We start from the raw sequence: 25358 nt of genomic DNA on the forward strand, positions 1-25358 counted from the left end.
ACGCTTTGTCGACAATTTTCGAGATTTCTCGCCCGGGACTGCCCGTCCGGGGCCCTCAGGCGGCCCGCACGGGGGGTCGGGGCGCGTAGGTTGGTCGCTGTTGTCCCGCCCCACCGAGCGCACCGGGCCCCCCGGAGCGCTCCCGCGCCGCCCACGGAGCAGCATTGGCACGCAAGATCGGCAGCCGGTACACCGTCCACCAGGTCATCGGCCGGGGTTCGGCCGGGACGGTCTGGCTCGGTGAGGGGCCCGACGGCCCGGTCGCGGTCAAGCTGCTGCGCGAGGACCTGGCCGCCGACCAGGTGCTGGTCGGCCGCTTCGTCCAGGAGCGCGCCGCGCTGACCAGCCTCGACCACCCCCGGGTGGTCGGCGTGCGCGACATGGTCGTGGACGGCAGCGACCTCGCCCTGGTGATGGAACTGGTCCAGGGCACCGACCTGCGCTCCCGGCTCGAGCGCGACGGCGCCCTGCCCCCGCAGACCGCCGCCTCGATCATCGCGGACGTCGCCGACGGCCTGGCCGCCGCGCACGCGGCCGGCATCGTCCACCGCGACGTCAAGCCCGAGAACGTGCTGCTCGACCTCGCCGCCGCCCCCGGTCCGGGCGCCGCCCCGCGCGCCAAGCTCACCGACTTCGGCGTCGCCCGCCTGGTCGACGCCCCCCGCCGCACCCGGGCCACCCGGATCATCGGCACCCCCGACTACCTGGCGCCCGAGATCATCGAGGGCCTGGAACCGCGCGCGGCCGTCGACATCTACGCCCTCGCCACCGTGCTCTACGAGCTGCTGGCCGGATCCACCCCCTTCGGCGGCGGGCACACCGGCGCGGTGCTGCGCCGGCACGTCACCGAACAGGTGCCGCCGATCCCCGGCCTGCCGGACGGCCTGTGGCGGATCATCTCCGAGTGCCTGGCCAAGGCCCCGGCCTCGCGGCTGCGCGCCGCCGAGCTGGCCGCCCGGCTGCGCGAGCAGCTGCCCTCGCTGGCCGGCCTGCCGGTGCTGGCGGTGCCCTCCCAGGGCCGGGCCCCGGCCGAGGAGGCGCTCACGCCGGGCGAGGCCGTCTACGCCGAGGTGGACGCCGGCCCGGGCACCCACAAGCGCCGCCGCGGCCCGGCCGTCCCGCTGGTGCCCGGCACCGCCCCCGACTCGACCCGGGACACCCACACCAGCCTGCGCCGCCCGTCCGCGGACGAACTGGCCGCGTACGCCGCCGAGTCCCGCGCCCAGCGCACCGCCCCGGGCGCCGGGCAGCGCCGGGACCGGCAGGCGCTGCTGCGCCGCCGCCGGATGCTGGCCGTGCTGCTGGCCACCGTGCTGCTGCTGGCGGGCGCCGCGGCGGCCTGGACGGCCTTCGCCGACACCGGCCCGGGCGCCCCCCGCCCGGCCCGTCCGGCGGTGCACAGCACGGCTCCGCGGGCGCCGTAGCGGCTGGCGGGGCCGGTGCGGGAGGGCCGGAGGACCCCGGTGTCGTCATGCCCACCCCCGGAACCATTACGCTGGGGGCGTGGCAGCCGTCGATCCTTCCGAAGAGCTCAAGAACCTCGAGACGACCCTGGGGTCGATCGAGGCCGTCCTCGACCTGGACAAGATCCGGGCCGACATCGCGGTCCTGGAGGAGGAGGCGGCGGCCCCCAACCTGTGGGACGACGTCGCGTCCGCGCAGAAGGTGACCAGCCGGCTCTCCTTCCTCCAGGGCGAACTGCGCCGGGTCGAGGGCCTGCGCAGCCGGGTCGACGACCTGGGCGTGCTGTTCGAGCTCGCCGAGGCCGAGGACGACGCGGACACCCGCACCGAGGCCGAGGCCGAGCTCGTCGCGCTCCAGAAGGCCGTCGAGGAGCTGGAGGTCCGCACCCTCCTGTCCGGCGAGTACGACGCCCGCGAGGCGCTGATCAACATCCGTGCCGAGGCCGGTGGCGTGGACGCCGCCGACTTCGCCGAGCAGCTGATGCGCATGTACCTGCGCTGGGCCGAGCGGCACGGGTACCCGACCGAGGTGTACGACACCTCGTACGCCGAGGAGGCCGGCATCAAGTCGGCGACCTTCACCGTGAAGGCGCCGTACGCGTACGGCACGCTCTCCGTCGAGCAGGGCACCCACCGCCTGGTCCGCATCTCGCCGTTCGACAACCAGGGCCGCCGGCAGACCTCCTTCGCCGGTGTCGAGGTGCTCCCGGTCGTCGAGCAGTCCGACCACGTCGACATCGACGAGGGCGAGCTGCGGGTGGACGTCTACCGCGCGTCCGGCCCCGGCGGCCAGGGCGTCAACACCACCGACTCGGCGGTGCGCATCACGCACCTGCCGACCGGCATCGTGGTGTCCTGCCAGAACGAGCGCTCGCAGATCCAGAACAAGGCGTCCGCGATGAACGTCCTCCAGGCCAAGCTGCTCGAGCGGCGCCGCCAGGAGGAGAAGGCGGCGATGGACGCGCTCAAGGACAGCGGCAGCTCCTGGGGCAACCAGATGCGCTCCTACGTGCTGCACCCGTACCAGATGGTCAAGGACGTCCGGACGGCGTTCGAGGCCGGCAACCCGCAGGCCGTGCTGGACGGCGACATCGACGGCTTCATCGAGGCCGGCATCCGGTGGCGCAAGCAGCGCGAGACCGCCGCGGAGTAACCGCGCGAGGCAGTGACGAAAGGGCCCCCGACCGAGGTCGGGGGCCCTTTCGTCGTCTCCTCGTCGTCCCGTTCGGGATCAGGCCAGCGCCTGCCGCGCGATCAGCGCCACCGCGAGCAGACCGGCCAGCAGGGCCAGCAGCATCGCGGGGGAGAGCGCGGCGAAGGGCCCCTGCTGCTCCTGCAGCCGGGCCCGGTTGGCGCGGCAGACCGGGCAACGCCCGTCGCTCACGCGGCCGTTGCAGTTGGCGCACACCAGATGGTCGCAGGTCATGCGATCTCCTCCTCGCTGCTACAGCCAACGCACCGGACCGGGCTTTGGTTCCTCTTCTTGCCCTGTGCGGGGGAGCGGCCGGTCGCGGCCGCCACCTCCACTCTGCCAGGTTCTGCCCGTTCCGGCTCCCGGGCTGTGAGATGCCTCGCAATTTTCGGGGCATAACCGGACATTGTCCCCCAGATTCCGGGTGCTGTCCCGTCCAGGCACTGCGAGCCCGCCGCCGCTTCGCGTATGGTCCCAGACCGGGAGCGGCCCTGTCCGCCCCCTCCGCCCGCCCCCGGGCCGGGCGCCCGGGGTGGACCGACCGAGGACTGGCGCCGCCTAGGATGGCCTCCGTGATGCAGCCGTGATCAGATTCGACAACGTCTCCAAGACCTATCCCAAGCAGAACCGTCCCGCCCTGGACAACGTCTCGCTGGAGATCGAGAAGGGCGAGTTCGTCTTCCTGGTCGGCTCGTCCGGCTCGGGCAAGTCCACCTTCCTGCGCCTGTGCCTGCGCGAGGAGCGCCCCTCCACGGGCGAGGTGCACGTGCTGGGCAAGGACCTCGGCAAGCTGTCCAACTGGAAGGTGCCGCACATGCGCCGCCAGCTGGGCACCGTGTTCCAGGACTTCCGCCTGCTGCCGAACAAGACGGTCGCGCAGAACGTCGCCTTCGCGCTGGAGGTGATCGGCAAGCCCAAGAGCGCCATCAACAAGGTGGTGCCCGAGGTGCTGGAGCTGGTCGGCCTCGGCGGCAAGGAGGACCGCATGCCGGGCGAGCTCTCCGGTGGTGAGCAGCAGCGCGTCGCGATCGCCCGCGCCTTCGTGAACCGCCCGATGCTGCTGATCGCGGACGAGCCCACCGGCAACCTCGACCCGCAGAACTCGGTCGGCATCATGAAGCTGCTCGACCGCATCAACCGCACCGGGACCACGGTGCTCATGGCGACCCACGACCAGGCCATCGTCGACCAGATGCGCAAGCGCGTCATCGAGCTCGACAAGGGGCTGCTCGTCCGCGACCAGGCCCGCGGCGTCTACGGGTACCAGCACTGACCGACCGGCGCTGAACCCGTGGGCCCGTCCGCCCGCGTCGCCAGACCAGCAGTACCGACCCTGGAGTGTTTCCCGCATGCGTGCCCAGTTCGTCCTGTCGGAGATCGGTGTGGGTCTCCGCCGCAACCTGACGATGACCATCGCGGTCGTGGTCAGCGTCGCGCTCTCCCTCGCCCTCGCCGGTTCCTCGCTCCTGGTCCGCGACCAGGTGAACTCCATGAAGGGGTACTGGTACGACAAGGTCGAGGTGAGCATCTACTTCTGCACCAAGTCGGACGCCCGCAACTCGCCCCAGTGCGACAAGGGTGCGGCGACCGACCAGCAGGTGCAGGACATCAAGGCCCAGCTGGACAAGATGGACTCGGTCGTCCAGTCCTCGACGTTCGAGAGCTCGGCCGAGGCCTACAAGCACTGGAAGGAGATGAACCCGGACAACCCGCTCATCTCCGTCCTGGGCCCGGACGCCATGCCGCAGTCCTGGCGGGTCAAGCTCAACGACCCGACCAAGTACGACGTCATCCAGAGCGCCTTCGCGGGCAAGCCCGGCGTCAAGTCGGTCGAGGACCAGCGGAAGATCCTGGAGAACCTGTTCGGCCTGCTCAACGGCCTGCAGACGGCGGCCTTCGTGATCATGGTGCTGATGCTGTTCGTCGCCCTGCTGCTGATCGTGAACACCGTCCGGGTCTCGGCGTACAGCAGGCGGCGCGAGACCGGCATCATGCGCCTGGTCGGTGCCTCGAACTTCTACGTCCAGATGCCGTTCATCGCCGAGGCCGCGTTCTCCGCGCTGCTCGGCGCGGTGATGGCCTCCGGACTGCTGGTCGGCGGGCACTTCTTCGTCCAGGGCTGGCTGGCCGACCGGGTGCAGTTCATCCACTTCATCGGCCTCGGCTCGGTGCTCGCGGTGATACCGCTGCTGGTCGTGGTCGGTATGGGCATGGCCGGTGTGGCGGCGTTCTTCACGCTCCGCAAGTACCTCAAGGTCTGACCCCGAGGGCCCCGGCGGCCCCGGACGGCACTGCGCCGTCCGGGGCCGCCGCCGTTCCGCCGTCGGTCGTTCCGGCCCGGCGCGGCCGACGCGTGTCTACACTCCGGTGCCATGCTGGAAACTCCGCGCAGGGCACGTCAGGTGGCCACCCTCAGCCTGGTGTTCGGCGTCGTGCTGCTGGCCGGGGCCGCCTCCGGCGCCTGGGGCGACCCCGCCGACCCGGTGCGCCGTTCGTCCGCCGACACCGCGCCGGTGGCGGCCGCCGCCGCGGGCCCGCCCGCGGACCCGGCCGGGTCCGCACTGTCCGAGCAGCAGGCCGAGCACCTGCTCGGGGCCAACGGCGACCGCTGGGGCGCCTACTACAGCGCCCAGGAGTACGCCGAGTTCACCCAGGGCCTGGACGGCCGCTACCTCGGCGTCGGCCTCTCCGTGGGCCGCGGTGAGGACGGCGTCACCGCCGTCTCCCAGGTCGCCCCCGGGGGGCCCGCCGCCACCGCCGGGATCGCCGCCGGGGACCGGCTGCTGCGGATCGACCAGGACCAGGCCGACCGGCTGCCGGTGACCGAGGTGGTGGCCCGGCTGCGCGGCCGGGACGGCGAGCGCAAGGCCGGCACCGAGGTCACCCTCGCCGTGCAGCGCGGCACCGGCGAGATCCGCGAACTGCAGCTGCGCAGGGCCCTGCTGGACAGCCGGCAGGTCACCGCCGAGCACCTGGACAAGGGCGTGCTGCGGATCGCCGTCCGGGCCTTCACCAGCGGAGTGACGGACCAGGTGCGCGCCGCCCTGCGCGTCCCGCACACCGGCGTGGTGCTCGATCTGCGCGGCAACTCGGGCGGGTTGGTCGAGGAGGCCGCCGGCACCGCCGGGATCTTCCTGGACGGCGGCCCGGTCGGCTCGTACCAGGAGCGCGGCGGGACGAGGGAGTTGACCGCCCCGCCCGGCGGCGACCAGCGCACCCCGCTGGTGGTGCTGGTCGACGGCGGCACGATGAGCGCCGCCGAGCTGCTCACCGGCGCCCTCCAGGACCGCAGCCGCGCCGTGGTGGTGGGCTCCCGGACCTTCGGCAAGGGCACCGTCCAGCAGCCCAGCCGGCTCGCCGACGGCGCCGTCCTGGAGCTGACCGTGGGCCGCTACTACACCCCGGCCGGCCGCTCCCCGGAGGGCACCGGCCTCGCCCCGGACGTCCCGGCGACCGCCGGCGAGGACGCCGACGCGCTCGCCCTGCGGGTGCTGGCCGGGCTCGGAACCCGCGCCTGAGGGCCGGGACCCGCGGCTAAAGGGGCTGCCCCGCCCGGCCCGAAGTGCGAGAATGGCCGCGCTATGGCAAAGGAAACCGGACAGAAGCTGATCGCGCAGAACAAGAAGGCGCGACACGAGTACACGATCCTCGACACCTACGAGTGCGGCCTCGTGCTCACCGGCACCGAGGTGAAGTCACTGCGCGAGGGGAGGGCCAACCTGGTCGACGGCTACGCGTACATCCAGAACCACGAGGCCTGGATCGACAACGTCTTCATCCCCGAGTACACCCAGGGGACGTGGACCAACCACGCGGCCCGGCGCAAGCGCAAGCTGCTGCTGCACAAGCTGGAGATCCGCAAGATCGAGACCAAGGTCCGCGACGCGGGCCACACGCTGGTCCCGCTCTCGCTGTACTTCAAGGACGGCCGGGTGAAGCTCGAACTCGCGCTCGCGGTCGGCAAGAAGCTGTACGACAAGCGGCAGACGCTGCGCGAGAAGCAGGACACCCGCGAGACGGCGCGTGCCGTGGCGGCCGCCCGGCGCCGCCAGGGTTAATCCGCTGGACCCTCGCCCGTCGCCTCGCGTACTATGGCGCCAGCAACACGGACGGTCACCGTCCGGCTGTTTCTCAACAAAACATGGGGATGATCGGTTTCGACAGGGGATGTTGAAACAGGGGAAGCGAGCCGAGGAACGCGGCAATGATCTCGTTAACCACGTGTCGCAAAAAAATAATCGCCAACTCTAAGCGCGATTCCCAGCAGTTCGCTCTCGCTGCCTAATTAAGCAACGATAGCGCTTGGGTGTCAGACCGGGGGGTTCCCGACCCGGACCCTGGCATAATCTAGGGAACTCAACCGTCCGCCCGGGCTGCGAGGGTGGATGGGAAATCAAACAGCAGCTGGGCCTGTTGGCGGCTCGTCCGTGTGACCGCCAGGGCCGAGAAAAGCACAGCGGACTGCGCTCGGAGAAGCCCTGAATTAACTCCACTGGACCCGGGTTCGATTCCCGGCATCTCCACCACCCCATGTTCACAGTGAAGGCCGTCCACCGCTCAGCGGGGGGCGGCCTTCGCGCTGTCCGCGCACCGGCCGCCGTGTCCGAACCGATGCGCCTCCGACGCCGTCCCGGTGCGGCGCGCCGCACCGGCCGGGGCGTAGGATCATCCGTCCGCTCGTTTTCCGGAGCCGGATATCCGCCGCAACCACCGAGGCCATGCAGAGCAACACGGACACCACCCCCGCCGCCGACCACGAGACCGTGCGCGAACGCGAGATCGCCGGCGAGCAGCAGCACCTGGACACCGTCTACCACCGGCTGGAGGAGAAGCTCGCCGAGGCCGAGTACATCCTGGAGGACGCCGCCAAGCGGGTGCAGGTCGGCACCCCCGGTGCGCTGGCCGAGCGCGACGCCCAGGTCTACCGGGCCGGTGCCCACCTCCAACGGCTCAACAACGAGTTCGAGGACTTCCTGTTCGGCCGGATCGACCTCCAGCGGGCGGACGCCCCGGAGGAGCACGGCATCCCGTCGAACACCCCGCTCGACCCGGCCGACCCGGCCGTCGCCGAGACCCTCCACATCGGCCGCCTCGGCGTCCTCGACGCCGAGTACGGCCCGCTGGTGATCGACTGGCGGGCCCCCGCCGCCGCGCCCTTCTACCGGGCCACCCCGGTCGAGCCCGGCCGGGTGATCCGCCGCCGGGTGATCCGCTCCAAGGGCCGCCGGGTGATCGGCGTCGAGGACGACCTGCTGCGCCCCGACCTCACGCCCACCCTGGACGGCGAGGAGCTGGCCGTGGTCGGCGACGGCGCCCTGATGGCCTCGCTCGGCCGCGCCCGCAGCCACTCGATGCGCGACATCGTCTCCTCCATCCAGAAGGAGCAGGACGAGGTGATCCGCGCCGCCGCGGCCGGCGCCACCCTCGTCACCGGCGGCCCCGGCACCGGCAAGACCGCGGTGGCCCTGCACCGGGCCGCCTACCTGCTGTACCAGGACCGCCGCCGCTACGCCGGGGGCATCCTGGTGGTCTCGCCGACCCCGCTGCTGGTCTCCTACACCGAGGGCGTGCTGCCCTCGCTCGGCGAGGAGGGCCAGGTCGCCATCCGGGCGGTCGGCTCGCTGGTGGACGGCATCGAGGCGGGCACCTACGACAGCCCCGAGGCGGCCCGGGTCAAGGGCTCGGCCCGGATGGTGCAGCTGCTGCGCCGGGCCGCCAGGGCGGCGCTGGAGCTGGGCGCGCCGCAGGAGCTGAAGGTGGTCGCCCGGGGCGAGGTGCTCAGGCTGGACGCGGGCCGCCTCAAGGCCGTGCGGGGCAACGTGATCGGCTCCGGCGGCACCCCGCTGAACCTGCTGCGCCCGCGCGCCCGCCGGCTGCTGCTGGACGCCCTGTGGCAGGAGGCCACCCGGCACCTGCCCAGGCCCGCCGACCACTACGCCCGCGAGCAGCGCCAGGAGGAGAAGGAGTCCTTCGACGAGTACGTCTCGGACGAGGCGTCCTTCCTGGACTTCCTGGACGCCTGGTGGCCGGCCCTGAGCCCGCGCCGGGTGCTCGGCACGCTCAAGCACCACCGGCACACCAACCGGATCGCCCGTCGGGCCGTCACGCCGGACGAGGCGCGGCTGCTGGCCGGTTCCTGGCGCCACCTGTCGCCGAAGGGCGAGGGCGCGCTGTCCGCCCACGACGTCGCGCTGGTCGACGAGCTGCAGGTGCTGCTCGGCGAGCCGGCCCGGCCGAAGGTGCGCGAGGTGGACGCGGTCGACCTGCTGAGCGGTCTGGACGAGGTCACCACCTTCGCGGACCGCAGCTCCCGCCAGCGGGCGAAGGGGCCGGTGGAGCGGACCGAGTACGCGCACGTGATCGTGGACGAGGCGCAGGACCTCACCCCGATGCAGTGGCGGATGATCGGCCGCCGGTCCCGGATGGCGACCTGGACGATCGTCGGGGACCCGGCGCAGTCCTCCTGGCCGTTCCCGCAGGAGGCCCAGGCCGCGATGGACGAGGTGCTGTCCGGGAAGCCGCGCCGGCGCTTCACGCTGACCGTCAACTACCGCAACCCGGCCGAGATCGCCGAGGTCGCGGCCAAGGTGCTGGCGCTGGCCGCGCCGGGCACCCCGTCGCCGAGCGCGGTGCGCCGGGTCGGCGTGGAGCCGCGCTTCGCGGCCGTCACCGCCCCCGGGGCGGAGGCCTTCGGGGCGGGGGCCCGGGCCGAGCTGGAACGGCTGCTGACCGAGGTGGACGGCACCGTGGCGATCGTGGTGCCGATGGACCGGCGGGCCGAGGCGGCCGGCTGGGCCGAGGGCCTGGGCGAGCGGGTGGTGGCGCTGGGCAGCCTGGAGGCGAAGGGCCTGGAGTACGACGCCACGGTGGTGGCCGACCCGACCGGCATCGCCGGCGAGTCGGAGGCCGGCCTGCGGGTGCTGTACGTCGCGCTGACCAGGGCGACCCAGCGGCTGACCGTGCTGTCCGGCCCGGACGACCTGCCGGACGCGGCCGGCGTGCCGGCGCTGCTGCACGACTGACGGCCGGACAGGTCCGGGCGCGTCCGGGCACGCAGAAGGCCCCTCACCCGCGGGTGAGGGGCCTTCAGACGCTAGTGACACCGACCCGCCATGCTCGCCTCGCGGCAAGTGGTCCCTCGAAGGGACGAAGGTTGGGCCCGGGGGCTTGGATCGAGCCGGTGTCCCGTCCAATGTAACGCATCGGCCCGGAGAGGCAAGGAGTCGTCGCCCCCTTGTCGGATCCGCACACTCAATGAACGTTATTTCTGGCTACCCCTTGGAAGGTGCGACGATCGAGGTCTAGCATGCGGCAGGCGATGCCTTCAACAAAATGTTGAACCTGCCGACGGACGGAAGAAGGAAGCGTCGATGGCGACGGTGCCCAGTGTCTCGAACTCGATCACGGTGCGGCTGGAGGTCCCGGCGCGGGGCAACGCCGTGAGCGCGATCACCACCGCCGTGGAGTCCTCCGGCGGTTCGGTGACCGGCCTCGACGTGACGGCCTCCGGCCTGGAGGCGCTGCGGATCGACGTCACCGTGGCGGCCTCGTCCGTCGCGCACGGCGAGGAGATCGTCGAGAAGCTCCGGGCCATCGACGGCGTGTCGATCGGCAAGGTCTCGGACCGGACCTTCCTGATGCACCTCGGCGGCAAGATCGAGATGTCGTCCAAGCTGCCCATCCGCAACCGTGACGACCTCAGCATGATCTACACCCCGGGCGTGGCCCGGGTCTGCATGGCGATCGCCGAGAACCCCGAGGACGCCCGCCGCCTCACCATCAAGCGCAACAGCGTCGCCGTGGTCACCGACGGCTCCGCGGTGCTGGGCCTGGGCAACATCGGCCCGGCCGCCGCGCTGCCGGTCATGGAGGGCAAGGCGGCCCTGTTCAAGCGCTTCGCCGGCATCGACGCCTGGCCGATCTGCCTGGACACCCAGGACACCGACGAGATCGTCGCCATCGTCAAGGCGATCGCCCCGGGCTTCGCGGGCATCAACCTGGAGGACATCTCCGCGCCGCGCTGCTTCGAGATCGAGGCCCGGCTGCGCGAGGCCCTCGACATCCCGGTCTTCCACGACGACCAGCACGGCACCGCGATCGTGGTGCTCGCGGCCCTCACCAACGCCCTGAAGGTGGTCGGCAAGGACATCGCCGACATCCGGGTGGTGATGTCGGGCGCCGGCGCCGCCGGGACGGCGATCCTCAAGCTGCTGCTGGCCGCCGGCGTCGAGCACGCCACCGTGGCGGACGTCCGCGGCGTGGTCCACCAGGGCCGGGAGGACCTCAACGAGAGCCTGCGCTGGATCGCCGAGCACACCAACCGCTCGGGCCGCACCGGCAGCCTCAAGGAGGCCGTGGCGGGCGCGGACGTCTTCATCGGCGTCTCGGCCCCGAACGTCCTGGACGGCGACGACCTGGCCACCATGGCCGAGGACGCGATCGTCTTCGCGCTGGCCAACCCCGACCCGGAGGTCGACCCGGCGATCGCCCGGCAGACCGCCGCCGTGGTCGCCACCGGCCGCAGCGACTTCCCGAACCAGATCAACAACGTGCTGGTCTTCCCGGGTGTCTTCCGCGGCCTGCTGGACGCCCAGAGCCGCACCGTCAACACCGAGATGATGATCGCCGCCGCCCGGGCGCTGGCCACCACCGTGGCCGACGACGAGCTGAACGCCAACTACATCATCCCCAGCGTGTTCCACAAGGACGTCGCCAAGACGGTGGCCTCGGCGGTGCGCGAGGCGGCGCTGGCGGGCGCCCAGGAGCGCCCGGAGGAGTCCCGTCCGACCCCCGGCATCGTCGGCACCCTCGACACCTCCTCCTTCCCCACCGTCAAGCTCTGACCGGCGAGTCCGCCGACGTGTCGCGGATCGGTCAAATGTCCGAATCGCGGCCATACCCGCCCAAGCCCGCCCCGAACCCTTGCGACACAAGGGCGAGGGGCGTGTTTGGGCTTGTCAGTCCCAGGGCGTACGGTAGCCCTGCACGGGGCAGGCGTGTCCGACAAGTACGGAACGTCCCCCTGGTCTTCCGGCGTGTCGTCCCGACCGCCGCCCGCGCCCGGTCCGCCGGAGCCGACGGAGCGTCACACCTCCAACGGGCGGGCGTTGTTCGGGTGGCTCGGCCGGGGCCCGATTGGCTTTCTCGGGGCCGGTCGGGGCAGGATTCGTATCCAGGCAGGCGGACGGGCCTTCTACGGCACCGACGCGCGGCATCGGGTACGGACCCGGCCTGCGACCACGCATTGCCTGCATGAGCACAGTGTGCGGACCTGCGGCCCATCCGGGTGCCCCCCGGTGGGAGCACCGATGGGCCCCCGCACACCGCAAGCGAACAGACCACAGGAGTACACATGAACCGCAGTGAGCTGGTGGCCGCGCTGTCCGAGCGCGCCGAGGTGACCCGCAAGGACGCCGACGCCGTTCTGGCCGCCTTCGCCGAGATCGTCGGCGAGGTCGTCGCCAAGGGCGACGAGAAGGTCACCATTCCCGGTTTCCTGACCTTCGAGCGCACCCACCGCGCTGCCCGCACCGCCCGCAACCCGCAGACCGGCGAGCCGATCCAGATCGCGGCCGGCTACAGCGCCAAGGTGAGCGCCGGCTCCAAGCTGAAGGAAGCCGCCAAGGGCGCCTGAACCACCCCTTGAACGCCCGAGAGGCCGGGCTCCCCGCGGGGAGCCCGGCCTCTCGCCGTTCCACCGGACCGGTCAGGCGTCGACCAGCTGCTCGGCCGGCAGCTCGACGTGGGCGCCCAGGTCCCGCAGCTTGTCCATGAAGTTCTCGTAGCCGCGGTTGATCAGGTCGATGCCGTGCACGGTCGAGGTGCCCTCGGCCGCCAGCGCCGCGATCAGGTACGAGAAGCCGCCGCGCAGGTCGGGGATGACCAGCTCGGAGCCCATCAGCTTGGACGGGCCGGAGACGACCGCCGAGTGCAGGAAGTTGCGCGCGCCGAAGCGGCACGGGGTGCCGCCCAGGCACTCGCGGTACAGCTGGATGTGCGCGCCCATCTGGTTCAGCGCGCCGGTGAAGCCCAGCCGGGACTCGTAGACCGTCTCGTGGACGATGGACAGGCCGGTGGCCTGGGTCAGCGCGACCACCAGCGGCTGCTGCCAGTCGGTCTGGAAGCCCGGGTGCACGTCGGTCTCCAGGGCGATCGCCTTGAGTTCGCCGCCCGGGTGCCAGAAGCGGATGCCCTCGTCGTCCACCTCGAAGGCGCCGCCGACCTTCCGGAAGGTGTTGAGGAAGGTCATCATCTCCAGCTGGCGGGCGCCGCGGACGTAGATGTCGCCCTTGGTGGCGAGCGCCGCGCAGGCCCAGGAGGCGGCCTCCAGGCGGTCCGGCAGCGCGCGGTGGTTGTAGCCGTTCAGCTCGTCCACACCGGTGATCAGGATCGTCCGGTCGGTGCCCAGCGTGATGATCGAGCCCATCTTCTGCAGGACGCAGATCAGGTCGACGATCTCCGGCTCGATGGCCGCGTTGCGCAGCTCGGTGACGCCCTCGGCGAGGACGGCGGTGAGCAGCACCTGCTCGGTCGCGCCGACCGAGGGGTAGGGCAGCTCGATCTTGGTGCCGCGCAGCCGCTGCGGGGCGACCAGGTAGGTGCCCTGCGGGTGCTTCTCGATGGTGGCGCCGAACTGGCGCAGCACCTCGAAGTGGAAGTCGACCGGGCGGCCGCCGATGTCGCAGCCGCCGAGGCCCGGGATGAAGGCGTGGCCCAGGCGGTGCAGGAGCGGGCCGCAGAACAGGATCGGGATCCGCGAGGAGCCGGCGTGCGCGTCGATGTCGGCGACGTTCGCACTCTCGACGTGGGAGGGGTCGAGGATCAGCTCGCCGTCCTCGTCGCCGGTCCGCACGGTGACCCCGTGCAGCTGGAGCAGGCCGCGGACCACCTTGACGTCGCGGATGTCCGGGACGTTCCGCAGTCTGCTGGGGCCCTGGCCGAGCAGGGCGGCGACCATGGCCTTGGGGACCAGGTTCTTCGCGCCGCGGACGCGGATCTCGCCTTCGAGCGGGTTTCCGCCGTGGACCAGCAGGACGTCGTCGGTCATCGTTCTCGCAATCCGGGGTGCCAGAGGAGTGGGGAAGGCTCCGGTGGGAGCCGTCGGTGGACCGGATGGTACGGGCGCGCTCGGGCCCCCGGCGAAACCGAGTCGGCACCGTGTAAGGGCGTCCACCATCCGTAGATGGTAGTGGGCGTCCCGATGGTTCCCGTGAGCCTCTCCCGTGATGGTGCTCTCTCCGGGTGCCGGGCCGCCCGCCGGTGCGTCCGTACGGGTGTTCGTCCGGCGTGTCGGGGTTTCGAGCGTTGCGGTGCCCCGACGGCGCCGTTCTGCGGGATCATGTGTGGCATGACGGCGGCCCATTCGCACGCAGGCCGGTCCCACACCGGCCGTCTGCTCGTCGCGACGCCCGTGCTCACCGACCCGAACTTCGCCCGGGCGGTGGTGCTGCTCCTCGACCACGACGCCGAGGGGGCGCTCGGCGTGGTCCTCAACCGGCCGACGCCGGTCGAGGTCGGCAGCGTGCTGGACGGCTGGGGGCGGCTGGTCGGCCGGCCCGCCGTGGTCTTCCAGGGCGGCCCGGTGGCGCTGGACTCGGCGCTCGGCCTCGCGGTGGCGCCGGGCGACCCGGGCACCGGCGAGCCGCTCGGCTGGCGGCGGGTGCACGGGGCGATCGGCCTGGTGGACCTGGAGGCGCCGCCCGAGGTGCTGGCCGGGGAGCTGGGCAGCCTGCGGATCTTCGCCGGGTACGCCGGCTGGTCGCCCGGCCAGCTGGAGGCGGAGCTGGAGAGCGGCGCCTGGTACCTGGTGGACTGCGAGCCGGGGGACGTCTCCAGCCCCGAGCCGGAGCGGCTCTGGCGCTCGGTGCTGCGCCGCCAGCGCGGGCCGCTCGCACTGCTCGCGACGTACCCGGACGACCCGACGCTGAACTGAACCGGGGGCCCCGGCGGCACGACACTGGCCCGGTTTCCCGGGCCGCCCATAGACTTGGCACCTATGAGCACTCTTGAGCCCGAGCGCGGCCTCGGCACCGGAACCCTGGTCGAGCCCGTCCCGCAGGTGTCCAACGGGGACGGCGACCACGAGCGCTTCGCCCACTACGTCCAGAAGGACAAGATCATGGAGAGCGCGCTCTCCGGGTCGCCCGTGGTGGCGCTGTGCGGCAAGGTGTGGGTGCCCGGGCGCGACCCGAAGAAGTACCCGGTCTGCCCGATGTGCAAGGAGATCTACGACGGCATCGGCAAGCCGCAGGGCGGCGACGACGACAAGTAGGACCGGCCGGTCCGCGCGGCGTCGCCCCGGGTGACGCCGCGGCGTGCGGACCGTCCGCGGGGGTGCCGCGCGCGGTACCCGGTCCGCGCCGTCGTGCGCGGCCGTTCCGCACGGCGTCGTTCTGCACGGTGCCGTTTTGCATGGTGCCGCGTTTCCGGATTGGTCTATGCCAGTCGTCCGGGGCGGGGGCAGGATGTCGGGATGGACCTCATCCCCGCACCCTCGAGTGCCGTCCGCCGCCCGGACGGGGACTTCCCCCTCGACGACGCCACCACGCTGACCGCGCCGCCCGTCCTGGCCGCCGCCGAGCGCTGGCTGCGCGGCGCGCTGGGCGCCGCCACCGGGCTGCCGCTCGGCCCCGGCCGTCCGGGTGCGGGGATCGAGCTGGTCCAGGACGACGCGCTGGGCCCGGAGGCGTACCGGATCGCGGTGCGCCCCGGCCACGCCCTGGTCGCCGCGGGCGGGCCGGCCGGCGCGCTGTGGGGCGCGCAGACGCTGCGCCAGCTGCTCGGCCCGGACGCGTACCGCCGCTCCCCGCTGCGCCGCAGCGGCTGGGTGCTGCCCGGCGCGGACATCGCGGACGCCCCGCGGTTCGGCTGGCGCGGCGCGCTGCTCGACGTCGCCCGGCACTTCCTCCCCAAGGCGGACGTGCTGCGCTTCGTCGACCTGCTGGCCGCGCACAAGCTCAACGTGCTGCACCTGCACCTGACCGACGACCAGGGCTGGCGGGTCGAGATCAAGCGCTACCCGGCGCTGACCGCGCGCGGAGCCTGGCGGGAGCGCTCGATGGTCGGCTACCGCTCCGCCGGTCGGCGCGACGACCGCCCGCACGGCGGCTACTACACCCAGGACGACCTGCGCGAGATCGTCGCCTACGCGGCCGCGCGCGGGGTCACCGTCGTCCCGGAGATCGACCTGCCCGGCCACACCCAGGCCGCCGTCGCCGCCTACCCCGAGCTGGGCAACACCGACGTGGTGGACACCGCCGCGCTCGGCGTCTGGACGGACTGGGGCGTCAGCCACAACGTGCTCAACGCCTCCGAGGCGACCCTGCGCTTCTTCGAGGGGGTGCTGGAGGAGGTCCTGGAGCTCTTCCCGTCCGAGTTCGTCCACCTCGGCGGCGACGAGTGCCCCAAGGAGCAGTGGAAGGACAGCGCCGCCGCCCAGGCCCGGATCCGCGAGCTCGGCCTGGCCAACGAGGACGAGCTGCAGAGCCACGTGATCCGGCACTTCGACCGCTGGCTGGCGGAGCGCGGGCGCCGGCTGATCGGCTGGGACGAGATCCTGGAGGGCGGTCTGGCGCCGGGCGCCGCCGTCTCCTCCTGGCGCGGCTTCGGCGGGGGGATCGCCGCCGCGCGGGCCGGGCACGACGTGGTGATGTGCCCCGAGCAGCACGTCTACCTCGACCACCGGCAGGCGGACGGGCCGGACGAGCCGATCCCGGTGGGCTTCGTGCGGACGCTGGAGGACGTCTACCGCTTCGAGCCGGTGCCGGAGCAGCTGGACGAGACCGCCGCCCGGCGGGTGATCGGCACCCAGGCCAACCTGTGGAGCGAGTTCGCGGACAGTGCCCGGGACGTCGACTACCGGGCCTTCCCCCGGCTGGTGGCCTTCGCCGAGGTCGCCTGGTCGGACCTGCCGGCGGTGCCCGCGGAGCGCGACTACGCGGGCTTCGAGCGTCGCCTGCGGGGGCACCTGCGGGTGCTGGACGCGCTCGGCGTGGAGTACCGCCCGGTCGAGGGCCCGCACCCCTGGCAGCGCCGGCCCGGGGTGGCCGGCCGCCCGATCGAGGGCCCGCCGCCGGTGCGGTGATCCCCGCCGACGTCGGGGTCCGGGGATCCCGCGGTGCCGCTTCGGGAACTTCTGAGTGGTCGTCTGACGTCAAGAAAAGATGAACATCTGCCCTGGCTCGATCCGGGCCGGGGCAGATACCGCCCGGTATCCGTCCCAATCGGGCAGTCCCGTTCACCCGTCCCGAAATGATCATCGAGCATTGTGTGCCAGAGTTGCCCAACCCGGCCCGATCGCCCGTACCCTACGGGCCAGGCCGGGCTGCTGACGCGGACACCACGGCCGAAGGCCGCGGGCGGCAGGCGATCGATGAGCAAGTGGAGCACGGTGGGACCCAGGTGAACCGGACGATCATGCTGCCGGCCTCCCTCGACGAGGCCGTCGACGCGCTGGCCGCCGCCCCGGCCGCGGTACCGGTGGCCGGAGCCACCGACCTGATGGAGGCCGTCAACGCCGGACGGCTGCGCCCCGCCGCCCTGGTCGGGCTCGGCCGGATCACCGAACTGCGCGGCTGGCGCTACGAGGACGGCGGCACCGCGGTCCTCGGCGCCGGACTCACCCACGCCCGGATGGACCGCCCCGACTTCGCCGCGCTCATCCCCGCGCTCGCCGACGCCGCCCGCACCGCCGGCCCGCCGCAGGTCCGCAACGTCGGCACCCTCGGCGGCAACATCGTCACCGCCGCCCCGGCCGGCGACACCCTCCCGGTGCTCGCCGCCCTGGAGGCCAGCGTCACCCTGGCCCGGGCCGGCGGCAGCCGCGAGGTGCCGGTCAGCCACCTGCTCACCGGGCTCGACCCGGTGCGCCCCGGCGAACTGCTCACCTGGGTGCGGGTCCCGCTGCTGCACGCGCCGCAGGTCTTCCTCAAGGCCACCGGCCGCAGCGGCCCGGCCCGCGCCACCGCCTCCGTCGCCCTCGTGCTCGACCCGGCCCGGCGCGCCGTGCGCTGCGCGGTCGGCGCCGTCGCCCCGGTGCCGCTGCGCCCGCTGGAGGCCGAGGCCTGGGTCGCCGGCTGCATCGACTGGGACGGCAGCCGGGAGATCGACCCGGCCGCCACCGCCGCCTTTGGCGAGTACGTGGCCGCCGCCTGCGTCCCCGACACCTACGGCGCCGAGGGCGCCTGGGAGGCCGTGACCGAGGGGCCGAGCGCGGCCGCCGTTCGGCTACGGCGTACCGTATCGGTGCTGGCCCGACGGGCACTGGGAAGGGCGCTGAAGTGAGCACAGACCCCATCGAGACCCTCGACGCCGACCCGCTCGGCCTCACCCCGCAGGTCAGCCGCGAGCTGCGCCCGTGCGCCTCCTACACGTTGCGGGTCAACGGTTTCGAACGGCCCGTCACCGACGCCTGGATCGGTGAGAGCCTGCTCTACGTGCTGCGCGAGCGGCTCGGCCTGGCCGGCGCCAAGGACGGCTGCGAACAGGGCGAGTGCGGGGCCTGCTCGGTGCAGGTGGACGGCCAGCTGGTGGCCGGCTGCCTGGTGCCCGCCGCACTGGCCGCGGACAGCGAGATCAACACCGTCGAGGGCCTGTCGGCCGCCGGCGGCGCCAGCGACGTCCAGCAGGCGCTGGCCGAGTCCGGCGCAGTGCAGTGCGGCTACTGCACCCCGGGCATGGCGATGGCGGTCCACGACCTGCTCCAGCGCAACCACCGGCCCACCGAGGTCGAGGCCCGGCAGGCGCTCTGCGGCAACCTCTGCCGCTGCACCGGCTACCGGGGCGTGCTGGCCGCCGTCCAGAGCATCGCCGACGCGCGCGCCCTGGAGGCCGAGGAGGCGGAGGAGGCGGCGCTCGCCGACCAGCCCGCCGACGGGACGGCCGCCCCGGCGCCGGCCGCCGAACCCGAGCCGGTCGCCGACCCGCCGGTCTACACCGACGCCGACGCGTGGATCGAGCACGTCCCGCAGCCGCCCGTCGAGGAGGCCCCGGCCGGGGGCGGGCCGTACGGCGACGGCCAGGGCGGCTACGACACCGGCGTGTACGACACCGCCGTCCTGACGCCGGTCCAGGGCATCCCCGCCCAGGCCGCCGACGACCAGGTCTACTACCCGCAGCAGGGCTACCCCGAGCAGCCGTACCAGCCCACCCCCGCGCACGGGACGCCCGTCCACGGCGTCTACCCGGACGGCGGCTACCCCGCGGACGGCTACCCGCAGCAGAACGGCTACGACACCGGGTACGACGCCCCGGTCTACCAGCCCACCCCCGCGCACGGCACGCCGCTGCCCGGCGCCGCCTTCGACGGCACGCCGCCGCACGGCACCCCGTACGTCCCCGCGCCCCCGCACGGCGCCCCGGCCGACGACGGCGCCCAGGCCGGCGTCCCGTACGGCGCCACCCCCGCCCACGGCATCCGGCTCCCCGAGGACGACCACGCATCATGACGTCGCCTACCGACATCGGCGCAGCACTCCAGCAGGACGGCGGCGAGGGCGGCGCACCGGAGCCGTTCGGCCTGGGCAGCTCACCGCTGCGCAGCGACGCGCTGCCCAAGGCGCTCGGCATCTTCCCGTACGCGGCCGACCTCTGGGCCGAGGGGCTGCTCTGGGGCGCCGTGCTGCGCTCGCCGCACCCGCACGCCAGGATCCGCGGCATCGACACCTCGGCCGCGCTGGCGCTGCCCGGCGTGCACGCCGTGGTCACCGCCGCCGACCTGCCGCCCGGCCCGGACGGCACCCCGGACGGCGCCCCGGCCGGCCCGATCCTCGCCGACCGGCCGGTGCTGGCCGCGGGCGTGGTGCGCCACCACGGCGAGCCGATCGCCGCGGTGGCGGCCGACCACCCGGACACCGCCCGGCTCGCGGTCGGTCTGATCACGGTCGACTACGAGCCGCTGGAGGCCGTCACCGACCCCGAGCAGGCCTTCACCGCCCCGCCGCTGCACCCGGACGGCAACCTGTTCCGCCACCTGCCGCTGCGCACCGGGGACCCGGAGGCGGCCGGCGAGGTCATCGTCGAGGGCCTCTACCAGGTCGGCCGGCAGGACCCGGCGCCGCTCGGCGCCGAGGCCGGGCTCGCCGTGCCGCGCCCGGACGGCGGCGTCGAGCTGCACCTGTCCTCCACCGACCCGCACGGCGACCGCGACCGCACCGCGGCCTGCCTGGGCCTGGAGCCCGACCGGGTCCGGCTGGTGGTCACCGGGGTGCCCGGCGCCACCACCGACCGCGAGGACCTCTCGTTCCAGGTCACCCTGGCGCTGCTGGCGCTGCGCACCGGCCGCCCGGTGAAGATGACCCTCACCCGCGAGGAGTCCTTCCACACCCACACCTCGCGCCACCCCGCGCTGCTGCGCTACCGCCACCACGCCGACGCCGAGGGCCGGCTGGTCAAGGTCGAGGCGCAGATCCTGCTGGACGGCGGCGCGTACGCGGACGTCTCCGCCGAGGCGCTGGCGGCCGCCACGGCCTTCTCGGTCGGCCCGTACGTCTGCCCGAACGTCTTCGTGGACGCCTGGGCGGTGCGCACCAACAACCCGCCGGCCGGGCGGATGCGCGGCGAGGGCGCGCTGCAGGCCTGCTTCGCCCACGAGTCGCAGCTGGACCAGCTGGCCGCCCGGATCGGCGTGGACCCGGTGGAGATCCGCCGCCGCAACGCGATGTCCACCGGGGACCCGATGCCCACCGGGCAGGCCGTCACCTGCCCCGCGCCGGTGGGCGCGCTGCTGGAGGCCGTCGCGGCCGAGCCGCTGCCGGCCCTGCCGGTGGACGACCCGGACGCCGAGTGGCTGCTGCCGGGCGGGCCCGGCGGCGCCGGCGACCCGGCCGCGGTGCGGCGCGGGATCGGCTACGCGGTCGGCATGGTGCACATGCTCGGGGCCGAGGGCGAGGACGAGGTCTCCACCGCCACGGTGCGGGTCAGCGGTGACCACGCCACGGTGATCTGCGCGGCCGTCGACTCCGGGCAGGGCTTCGCCACCCTGGCGCGGCAGATCGTGCAGAGCGTGCTGGGCGTCAGCGAGGTCTACATCGCGCCGGCCGACAGCGACCAGTCGATCGCCGGGCCGTCCGCCCGGGGCCGGCACACCTGGGTCTCCGGCGGCGCGGTGGAGCGCGCCGCGCTGATGGTCCGCCACCAGCTGCTGCAGCCGATCGCCGCCAACTTCGGGATGTCCGCGGAGCTGCTGCAGATCGCCGACGGCAAGATCACCTCGTACGACGGGGTGCTCGGCATGCCGGTCGCCGAGGCGCTGGAGGGCAAGGAGCTGTGGGCCACCGCGCAGTGCCGCCCGCACCCGACCGAGCCGCTGGACGAGAACGGGCAGGGCGACGCCTTCGTCTCCATCGCCTTCTGCGCGATGCGCGCGGTGGTGGACGTGGACATCGAGCTGGGCGCCGTCCGGGTGGTCGAGATGACGGTCGCGCAGGACGTCGGCCGGGCGCTGAACCCGCGGCAGATCGAGGACCGGATCGAGGCCGGGGTGGCACAGGGCGTCGGCCTGGCGCTGCTGGAGGACCTGCGCACCGAGGGCGGGGTGCTGCAGAACCCCTCGCTCACCGGCTACCGGCTGCCCACCGCCCTGGACACCCCGGAGGTGCGGATCGCCGCCCTGCTGGAGGAGCGGGACGTGGTGGCGACCTTCGGCGCGAAGGCGGTCAGCGCGGTGCCCGCGGTGGTGGCCCCGGCGGCCGTCGCGGCGGCCGTCCGCGCCGCCACCGGCCTGCCGGTCGGCCGGCTGCCGATCCGCCCCGAGGACGCGATCGCGGGCTGACCGGGAATTCCCGGAAACGGGAATTGCCGGTCGGCGCGAAAGCCGACCGGCAATTCCTTTTCGAGGCCATGGCGGGAATCGAACCCGCGTGTACCGCTTTGCAGACGGTTCCCTAAGCCACTCGGGCACACGGCCAGTGAATTCATGGTGGCGGATTCCGCGACGGACCGTCAACGGCCGAATGTAAATTCTGCATGGCAACTCCGGCGGCGGCCCGTGCTACGGTCGGAGACAGGTGGTCGGGCTCCGGCCACCCCGGACGAGCGCGTCGTACCCGGTGACGACAAGACGGCGCAGTTCAGCGGCAATCCGGCCGCTGTGGACTGCGGAGGTACGGCCGTCATGGCTTGGCTCGTTCTGATCGTCTCGGGTGTCCTGGAGACCGTGTGGGCGGTCGCCCTGGAATCGTCCAAGGGCTTCTCCCGGCTCGTCCCCAGCCTCGTCTTCGGCGTCGCCCTGCTGCTGAGCATGGGCGGGCTGGCGTACGCGATGCGCACCATCCCGATCGGCACCGGGTACGCGGTGTGGGTCGGCATCGGCGCGGTCGGCACCGCGCTTTACGGCATGGCCGTCCTGGGGGACGCGGTGACCGCGGCCCGGATCGGCTGCCTGCTGCTGATCGTCTCCGGCGTGGTGGGCCTCAAGGCGCTGCACTGACGCGGTGGTCCCGGGCCGTGCCGGGCGGCGGGTCCTAGGTCCTGCGGCGGATCCGGTCAGCGACCGGAGTCAGGGGTCACCCAGGCGGACGGCCCTTACGATGTTACGTATGACCACTGCCTCCCCCACCTCGGTCGACCCCGCGCCCGTACCCCTCGACGACGACCCCGGCGGCGGGGTCCTCAGCGGCCGCTACCGGGCGCTGACGCTGGGGATCGTCTCGGTGGTCCTGCTGCTCGCCTTCGAGGCGACGGCCGTCAACACCGCGATGCCGGTGGCGGCCCGCCAGCTCGACGGCCTCGGGCTCTACGCCTTCGCCTTCTCCGGCTACTTCACCACCACGCTGTTCGCCCTGGTCGTCTCGGGCCAGTGGTGCGACCGGCGCGGCCCGCTGCAGCCGCTGTTCACCGGCATCGCGGTGTTCGGCGCCGGCCTGGTGGTGGCCGGCGCGGCGCCGGGGATGTGGCTGTTCGTGGCCGGGCGGGCGGTCCAGGGGCTGGGCGGCGGCCTGGTGATCGTCGCCCTGTACGTGGTGGTCGGCCGGGCCTACCCGGAGCGGCTGCGGCCGTCCGTGTTCGCGGCCTTCTCCTCGGCCTGGGTGCTGCCCTCGATCGTCGGCCCGGTGGTCTCCGGGGCGGTCACCCAGCACCTGGGCTGGCGCTGGGTGTTCCTGGCGGTGCCCGTGCTGATCCTGCTGCCGCTGGCCGTGATGGGCCCGGCGCTGGCCCGCTCCGAGCGGGAGCACCCGGTGGCGAAGGGCGCGGACTTCGACCGCCGGCGCACCGTACTGGCCGCGATGGCGGCGGTCGGGGCGGGCCTGCTGCAGTACGCCGGCCAGCGGCTCGACCTGCTCGGGCTGCTCCCGGCGGCGGCCGGTGCCGCGCTGCTGCTGCCCGCCGTGCTGGGCCTGCTGCCCACCGGGACGCTGCGGGCCGGGCGCGGCCTGCCGACGGTGATCCTGCTGCGCGGCGTGGCCGCGGGGGCGTTCTTCGCGGCCGAGGCGTTCATCCCGCTGATGATGGTCACCCAGCGCGGGCTGTCCCCGACGCTGGCCGGGCTCACGCTGACCAGCGGCGGGCTCTCCTGGGCGCTGGGCTCGTGGCTGCAGGGGCGGCCGGGGGCGGAGCGCTACCGCGAGGCGATGATCCGGGGCGGGTTCGTGCTGACCGCGGTGGCGATCGCGGGCGCGGCGCTGGTGCTGGTCCCGGCGGTGCCGGCCTGGGTGGCGGCGGTCGCCTGGGGCGTCGGCGGGATCGGGATGGGCCTGACGGTCGCCAGCGTGAGCGTGCTGATGATGAAGCTGTCCGCGCCGGAGGACGCGGGGGCCAACTCGGCCTCGCTGCAGATGAGCGACGCGCTGGGCAACGTGCTGCTGGTGGGTCTGGCCGGGGTGCTGTTCGCGGCCCTGGGCGGCGGCTCGCTGGCCGCCGCCCACGAGGGGGCCGGGTCCACCGGCTCGGCCGGCGCCTTCACGGTGATCTTCCTGACCATGGCCGGGGTGGCCCTGCTGGGTGCGCTGGTCTCCGGCCGGGTGCGCCGGGCCTGACGGTCAGCCGGCGGTGGCGGTGGCGGTGGCGCTGTCGGTGGCGGTCGCCGAGGAGCTCGCCGGCGGCGCCGCCGGGGTGCCCAGGAAGGCCTCCCACCCGCCGGTCGGCGACTGGCCGGGGGCGAGGCCCTGCAGCTTGCGCAGCACCGCCGGGTCCTGGGCCTCCAGCCAGTCCACCAGTTGGCGGAACGACACCAGCCGGACCTCCGGCTTGCCCGCGATGACCTTGAGGGCGTCCTCGACGGCGTTCATGTAGATGCCGCCGTTCCACTCCTCGAAGTGGTTGCCGATGATGTACGGCGCGCGGTTGCTGCGGTAGGTGCGGTCGAAGCCCATCAGGTAGGCGTCGCGGGCCTGGGCCTGGAAGCCCGGGTAGAGCGCCGGGTCGGCCTTGGTGTTGGGGCCGCACTGGTTGTACATGATGTTGTAGTCCATCGAGAGCACCTGGAAGGTGTGCCCGGGGAAGGGGATGGACTGCAGCGGGAGGTCCCACAGGGCCCCGCCCTGGATCCGCTGCGGCCAGACCTGGGTGCCGTTGCCGCTGCTGTCGTAGCGCCAGCCGCGCTTGACGGCGGTGGGCAGCAGGTTGCGCTGGCCCTCCAGGCAGGGGGTGCGGCTGCCGATCAGCTCCTTGCGGTAGTCGAAGGGCAGCGCCGGGAGGTCGGTGAAGCCGGTGTTGGTGCGCCAGTTGGTGACGAAGTCCATCGCCTGCTGGATCTCGCTGTCCCACTCCTCGGGGGACCACTTGCCGACGCCGGTGGAGCCGCAGAAGTGGCCGTTGAAGTGGGTGCCGATCTCGTGGCCCTCCAGCCAGGCCGCGTGCAGGTTCTCCAGGGTGTCGTGGATGTGCTGGTCGCTGAGGTAGCCGATGTCTGAGGCGCCGACCTTGTGCTGCGGCGGGCGGTAGAGGTCCTTCTTGGACTCGGGCAGCAGGTAGAGGCCGCTGAGGAAGAAGGTCATCGACGCGTTGTGCTCCTGCGCCAGCCGGCGGAAGCGGGCGAACAGCCCGTTGTCGAGTTCGCCGGCGCCGTCCCAGGAGAAGACCACGAACTGCGGCGGGCGCTCGCCGGCCCGGAGCCGCTCGGGCACCGGCTGGCGGGGCTGGGCGCCGGTGTCGGAGGTGGATCCGTCGCCGATCAGGGCGGCCTGCGGCTTGGGGGCCGGGGCGGGGGTGGCGGTCTGCTCGACGGCCTCGCCGGGGGCGGGTACGGCCGGTCCCGTCGCCCGCTCGCCGCCGCCCGCGCCGTTGCTGCCGCAGCCGGCGGCCAGGGCCGCGGCGGTGGCCGCACCGGCGGCCAGCAGGGTGCGGCGGGAGAGGGCTTCCATGGTCACTCCGTTCATGAGGCGTTCGGCGGGCGTTCAGGCGCGCGAAAGTCCGGTCGGACAAGTGGGGTGATACAACCCGTGACCGGGTCAGCATGGCATGTGGGCGTGATCGGTCGGAGAGGCACCACGGACGGTCTCAATCGATCGCTCGATTGACGCAACCAGTCCGGTCCCGTCCACGTCGAAGCTCTTGCCGGGCGCGTTGACGCGCGAGCGGCGGGGTGCCCGGCGCGGGACGCCGCTGTCGCGCTCCGTGATCCGGCGTCCACTCGGCGCAGGCGCCGGGCCGCCGTCCCTGCCGATCGGCGGGTGTCGGTACGACCATCGTATGGACGTGCATTAGGGTCCGATCCGCTTCAATTGTTCCCAGGAAACTCCCAGGAATCGGGATTCCGTCGGCAGAGG

Annotated in this window: 19 protein-coding genes, 1 tRNA gene, 1 other RNA gene, 1 pseudogene and 1 riboswitch; of the genes and pseudogenes, 18 read left to right on the forward strand and 4 right to left on the reverse strand. The window is 73.2% G+C overall.

Translation table 11 applies throughout. The annotated features are described in order from the left end of the window. Positions 1–164: 164 nt before the first annotated feature. Together AB0N04_RS27600 and prfB are read left to right on the forward strand one after the other, a co-directional pair. Positions 165–1424 carry a serine/threonine-protein kinase gene (locus AB0N04_RS27600; RefSeq protein ID WP_360218071.1) on the forward strand — a complete coding sequence of 420 codons (1260 nt, stop codon included), beginning with the start codon at positions 165–167 and terminating at the stop codon, positions 1422–1424. Between the two features lie 79 nt (positions 1425–1503). Then, positions 1504–2616 carry a peptide chain release factor 2 gene (prfB, locus tag AB0N04_RS27605; RefSeq protein WP_360218068.1) on the forward strand — a complete coding sequence of 371 codons (1113 nt, stop codon included), beginning with the start codon at positions 1504–1506 and terminating at the stop codon, positions 2614–2616. Between the two features lie 78 nt (positions 2617–2694). On the opposite strand, the gene AB0N04_RS27610 is transcribed toward prfB, so the two are convergent. Then, entirely contained in the window at positions 2695–2889 is a 195-nt protein-coding gene (locus AB0N04_RS27610) for a hypothetical protein (RefSeq protein WP_030059729.1), read from the reverse strand. Positions 2890–3238: 349 nt separating this feature from the next. On the opposite strand from AB0N04_RS27610, the gene ftsE reads away from it, so the two are divergent. The 8 genes from ftsE to AB0N04_RS27650 all read left to right on the forward strand — a co-directional run bounded on the left by ftsE (position 3239) and on the right by AB0N04_RS27650 (position 12289). Further along, complete coding sequence (gene ftsE, locus AB0N04_RS27615; RefSeq protein ID WP_063349173.1) at positions 3239–3928, forward strand: cell division ATP-binding protein FtsE; 690 nt, start codon at positions 3239–3241, stop codon at positions 3926–3928. 76 nt (positions 3929–4004) lie between these two features. Then, on the forward strand, positions 4005–4916 hold the full coding sequence (gene ftsX, locus AB0N04_RS27620) for a permease-like cell division protein FtsX (RefSeq protein WP_360218064.1): 912 nt from the start codon (positions 4005–4007) through the stop codon (positions 4914–4916). A 111-nt stretch (positions 4917–5027) separates the two neighbouring features. Continuing rightward, complete coding sequence (locus AB0N04_RS27625) at positions 5028–6173, forward strand: S41 family peptidase (protein WP_360218061.1); 1146 nt, start codon at positions 5028–5030, stop codon at positions 6171–6173. A gap of 63 nt (positions 6174–6236) precedes the next feature. After that, positions 6237–6713, forward strand: a complete 477-nt coding sequence (gene smpB, locus AB0N04_RS27630) for an SsrA-binding protein SmpB (RefSeq protein WP_045695776.1) — start codon at positions 6237–6239, stop codon at positions 6711–6713. Between the two features lie 85 nt (positions 6714–6798). Then, positions 6799–7181, forward strand: a transfer-messenger RNA (tmRNA) gene (gene ssrA / locus AB0N04_RS27635). 192 nt (positions 7182–7373) lie between these two features. Next, positions 7374–9677, forward strand: a complete 2304-nt coding sequence (locus AB0N04_RS27640; RefSeq protein ID WP_360218058.1) for a UvrD-helicase domain-containing protein — start codon at positions 7374–7376, stop codon at positions 9675–9677. A gap of 348 nt (positions 9678–10025) precedes the next feature. Continuing rightward, the gene (locus AB0N04_RS27645) at positions 10026–11498 is read left to right on the forward strand and encodes an NAD-dependent malic enzyme (protein WP_360218055.1); all 1473 of its coding nucleotides are present in this window, start codon (positions 10026–10028) and stop codon (positions 11496–11498) included. A 509-nt stretch (positions 11499–12007) separates the two neighbouring features. Next, positions 12008–12289 (forward strand): HU family DNA-binding protein, encoded by a 282-nt coding sequence (locus tag AB0N04_RS27650; RefSeq protein ID WP_030059737.1) that lies wholly within the window; start codon positions 12008–12010, stop codon positions 12287–12289. 72 nt (positions 12290–12361) lie between these two features. On the opposite strand, the gene murA is transcribed toward AB0N04_RS27650, so the two are convergent. After that, positions 12362–13702, reverse strand: coding sequence for a UDP-N-acetylglucosamine 1-carboxyvinyltransferase (gene murA, locus AB0N04_RS27655; protein WP_360218250.1), 1341 nt, complete (start codon positions 13700–13702; stop codon positions 12362–12364). A gap of 300 nt (positions 13703–14002) precedes the next feature. On the opposite strand from murA, the gene AB0N04_RS27660 reads away from it, so the two are divergent. The 6 genes and pseudogenes from AB0N04_RS27660 to AB0N04_RS27685 all read left to right on the forward strand — a co-directional run bounded on the left by AB0N04_RS27660 (position 14003) and on the right by AB0N04_RS27685 (position 21424). Beyond that, positions 14003–14587: a YqgE/AlgH family protein gene (locus tag AB0N04_RS27660; RefSeq protein ID WP_360218247.1), complete on the forward strand. Its 585-nt coding sequence runs from the start codon at positions 14003–14005 to the stop codon at positions 14585–14587. A 63-nt stretch (positions 14588–14650) separates the two neighbouring features. Then, positions 14651–14926 (forward strand): DUF3039 domain-containing protein, encoded by a 276-nt coding sequence (locus tag AB0N04_RS27665; protein ID WP_329929182.1) that lies wholly within the window; start codon positions 14651–14653, stop codon positions 14924–14926. Positions 14927–15127: 201 nt separating this feature from the next. After that, entirely contained in the window at positions 15128–16738 is a 1611-nt protein-coding gene (locus AB0N04_RS27670) for a beta-N-acetylhexosaminidase (protein WP_360218244.1), read from the forward strand. Between the two features lie 332 nt (positions 16739–17070). Further along, complete coding sequence (locus tag AB0N04_RS27675; protein WP_360218259.1) at positions 17071–17937, forward strand: FAD binding domain-containing protein; 867 nt, start codon at positions 17071–17073, stop codon at positions 17935–17937. A 77-nt stretch (positions 17938–18014) separates the two neighbouring features. Further along, positions 18015–18461 (forward strand): annotated as a pseudogene (locus tag AB0N04_RS27680) ((2Fe-2S)-binding protein); the annotation flags it as partial. A 635-nt stretch (positions 18462–19096) separates the two neighbouring features. Next, the gene (locus AB0N04_RS27685; protein WP_360218241.1) at positions 19097–21424 is read left to right on the forward strand and encodes a xanthine dehydrogenase family protein molybdopterin-binding subunit; all 2328 of its coding nucleotides are present in this window, start codon (positions 19097–19099) and stop codon (positions 21422–21424) included. Positions 21425–21487: 63 nt separating this feature from the next. Here the strand turns inward: AB0N04_RS27685 and AB0N04_RS27690 are convergent. Further along, positions 21488–21559, reverse strand: a tRNA-Cys gene (locus AB0N04_RS27690). A gap of 97 nt (positions 21560–21656) precedes the next feature. Beyond that, positions 21657–21722: riboswitch (guanidine-III (ykkC-III) riboswitch) on the forward strand. A gap of 44 nt (positions 21723–21766) precedes the next feature. On the opposite strand from AB0N04_RS27690, the gene AB0N04_RS27695 reads away from it, so the two are divergent. Together AB0N04_RS27695 and AB0N04_RS27700 are read left to right on the forward strand one after the other, a co-directional pair. Next, complete coding sequence (locus tag AB0N04_RS27695) at positions 21767–22081, forward strand: SMR family transporter (RefSeq protein ID WP_360218238.1); 315 nt, start codon at positions 21767–21769, stop codon at positions 22079–22081. Between the two features lie 109 nt (positions 22082–22190). Continuing rightward, positions 22191–23627 carry an MFS transporter gene (locus tag AB0N04_RS27700; RefSeq protein WP_360218235.1) on the forward strand — a complete coding sequence of 479 codons (1437 nt, stop codon included), beginning with the start codon at positions 22191–22193 and terminating at the stop codon, positions 23625–23627. Positions 23628–23630: 3 nt separating this feature from the next. Here the strand turns inward: AB0N04_RS27700 and AB0N04_RS27705 are convergent, their stop codons facing one another. Further along, on the reverse strand, positions 23631–24953 hold the full coding sequence (locus AB0N04_RS27705; RefSeq protein ID WP_360218232.1) for a hypothetical protein: 1323 nt from the start codon (positions 24951–24953) through the stop codon (positions 23631–23633). Positions 24954–25358: the final 405 nt, after the last annotated feature.

The organism is Kitasatospora sp. NPDC051702, assembly GCF_040681575.1.
Classification (GTDB): domain Bacteria; phylum Actinomycetota; class Actinomycetes; order Streptomycetales; family Streptomycetaceae; genus Kitasatospora.

Excerpts from the sequence above, each read along its gene's own strand:
- AB0N04_RS27705 (WP_360218232.1), bottom strand. The coding sequence starts at position 24,953 with ATGGAAGCCCTCTCCCGCCGCACCCTGCTGGCCGCCGGTGCGGCCACC.
- murA (WP_360218250.1), bottom strand. The coding sequence starts at position 13,702 with ATGACCGACGACGTCCTGCTGGTCCACGGCGGAAACCCGCTCGAAGGC.
- AB0N04_RS27670 (WP_360218244.1), top strand. The coding sequence starts at position 15,128 with ATGGACCTCATCCCCGCACCCTCGAGTGCCGTCCGCCGCCCGGACGGG.
- AB0N04_RS27625 (WP_360218061.1), top strand. The coding sequence starts at position 5,028 with ATGCTGGAAACTCCGCGCAGGGCACGTCAGGTGGCCACCCTCAGCCTG.
- AB0N04_RS27610 (WP_030059729.1), bottom strand. The coding sequence starts at position 2,889 with ATGACCTGCGACCATCTGGTGTGCGCCAACTGCAACGGCCGCGTGAGC.
- AB0N04_RS27645 (WP_360218055.1), top strand. The coding sequence starts at position 10,026 with ATGGCGACGGTGCCCAGTGTCTCGAACTCGATCACGGTGCGGCTGGAG.
- AB0N04_RS27640 (WP_360218058.1), top strand. The coding sequence starts at position 7,374 with ATGCAGAGCAACACGGACACCACCCCCGCCGCCGACCACGAGACCGTG.
- AB0N04_RS27685 (WP_360218241.1), top strand. The coding sequence starts at position 19,097 with ATGACGTCGCCTACCGACATCGGCGCAGCACTCCAGCAGGACGGCGGC.
- ftsX (WP_360218064.1), top strand. The coding sequence starts at position 4,005 with ATGCGTGCCCAGTTCGTCCTGTCGGAGATCGGTGTGGGTCTCCGCCGC.
- AB0N04_RS27660 (WP_360218247.1), top strand. The coding sequence starts at position 14,003 with ATGACGGCGGCCCATTCGCACGCAGGCCGGTCCCACACCGGCCGTCTG.
- AB0N04_RS27650 (WP_030059737.1), top strand. The coding sequence starts at position 12,008 with ATGAACCGCAGTGAGCTGGTGGCCGCGCTGTCCGAGCGCGCCGAGGTG.
- AB0N04_RS27675 (WP_360218259.1), top strand. The coding sequence starts at position 17,071 with ATGCTGCCGGCCTCCCTCGACGAGGCCGTCGACGCGCTGGCCGCCGCC.
- smpB (WP_045695776.1), top strand. The coding sequence starts at position 6,237 with ATGGCAAAGGAAACCGGACAGAAGCTGATCGCGCAGAACAAGAAGGCG.
- AB0N04_RS27665 (WP_329929182.1), top strand. The coding sequence starts at position 14,651 with ATGAGCACTCTTGAGCCCGAGCGCGGCCTCGGCACCGGAACCCTGGTC.
- AB0N04_RS27700 (WP_360218235.1), top strand. The coding sequence starts at position 22,191 with ATGACCACTGCCTCCCCCACCTCGGTCGACCCCGCGCCCGTACCCCTC.
- AB0N04_RS27695 (WP_360218238.1), top strand. The coding sequence starts at position 21,767 with ATGGCTTGGCTCGTTCTGATCGTCTCGGGTGTCCTGGAGACCGTGTGG.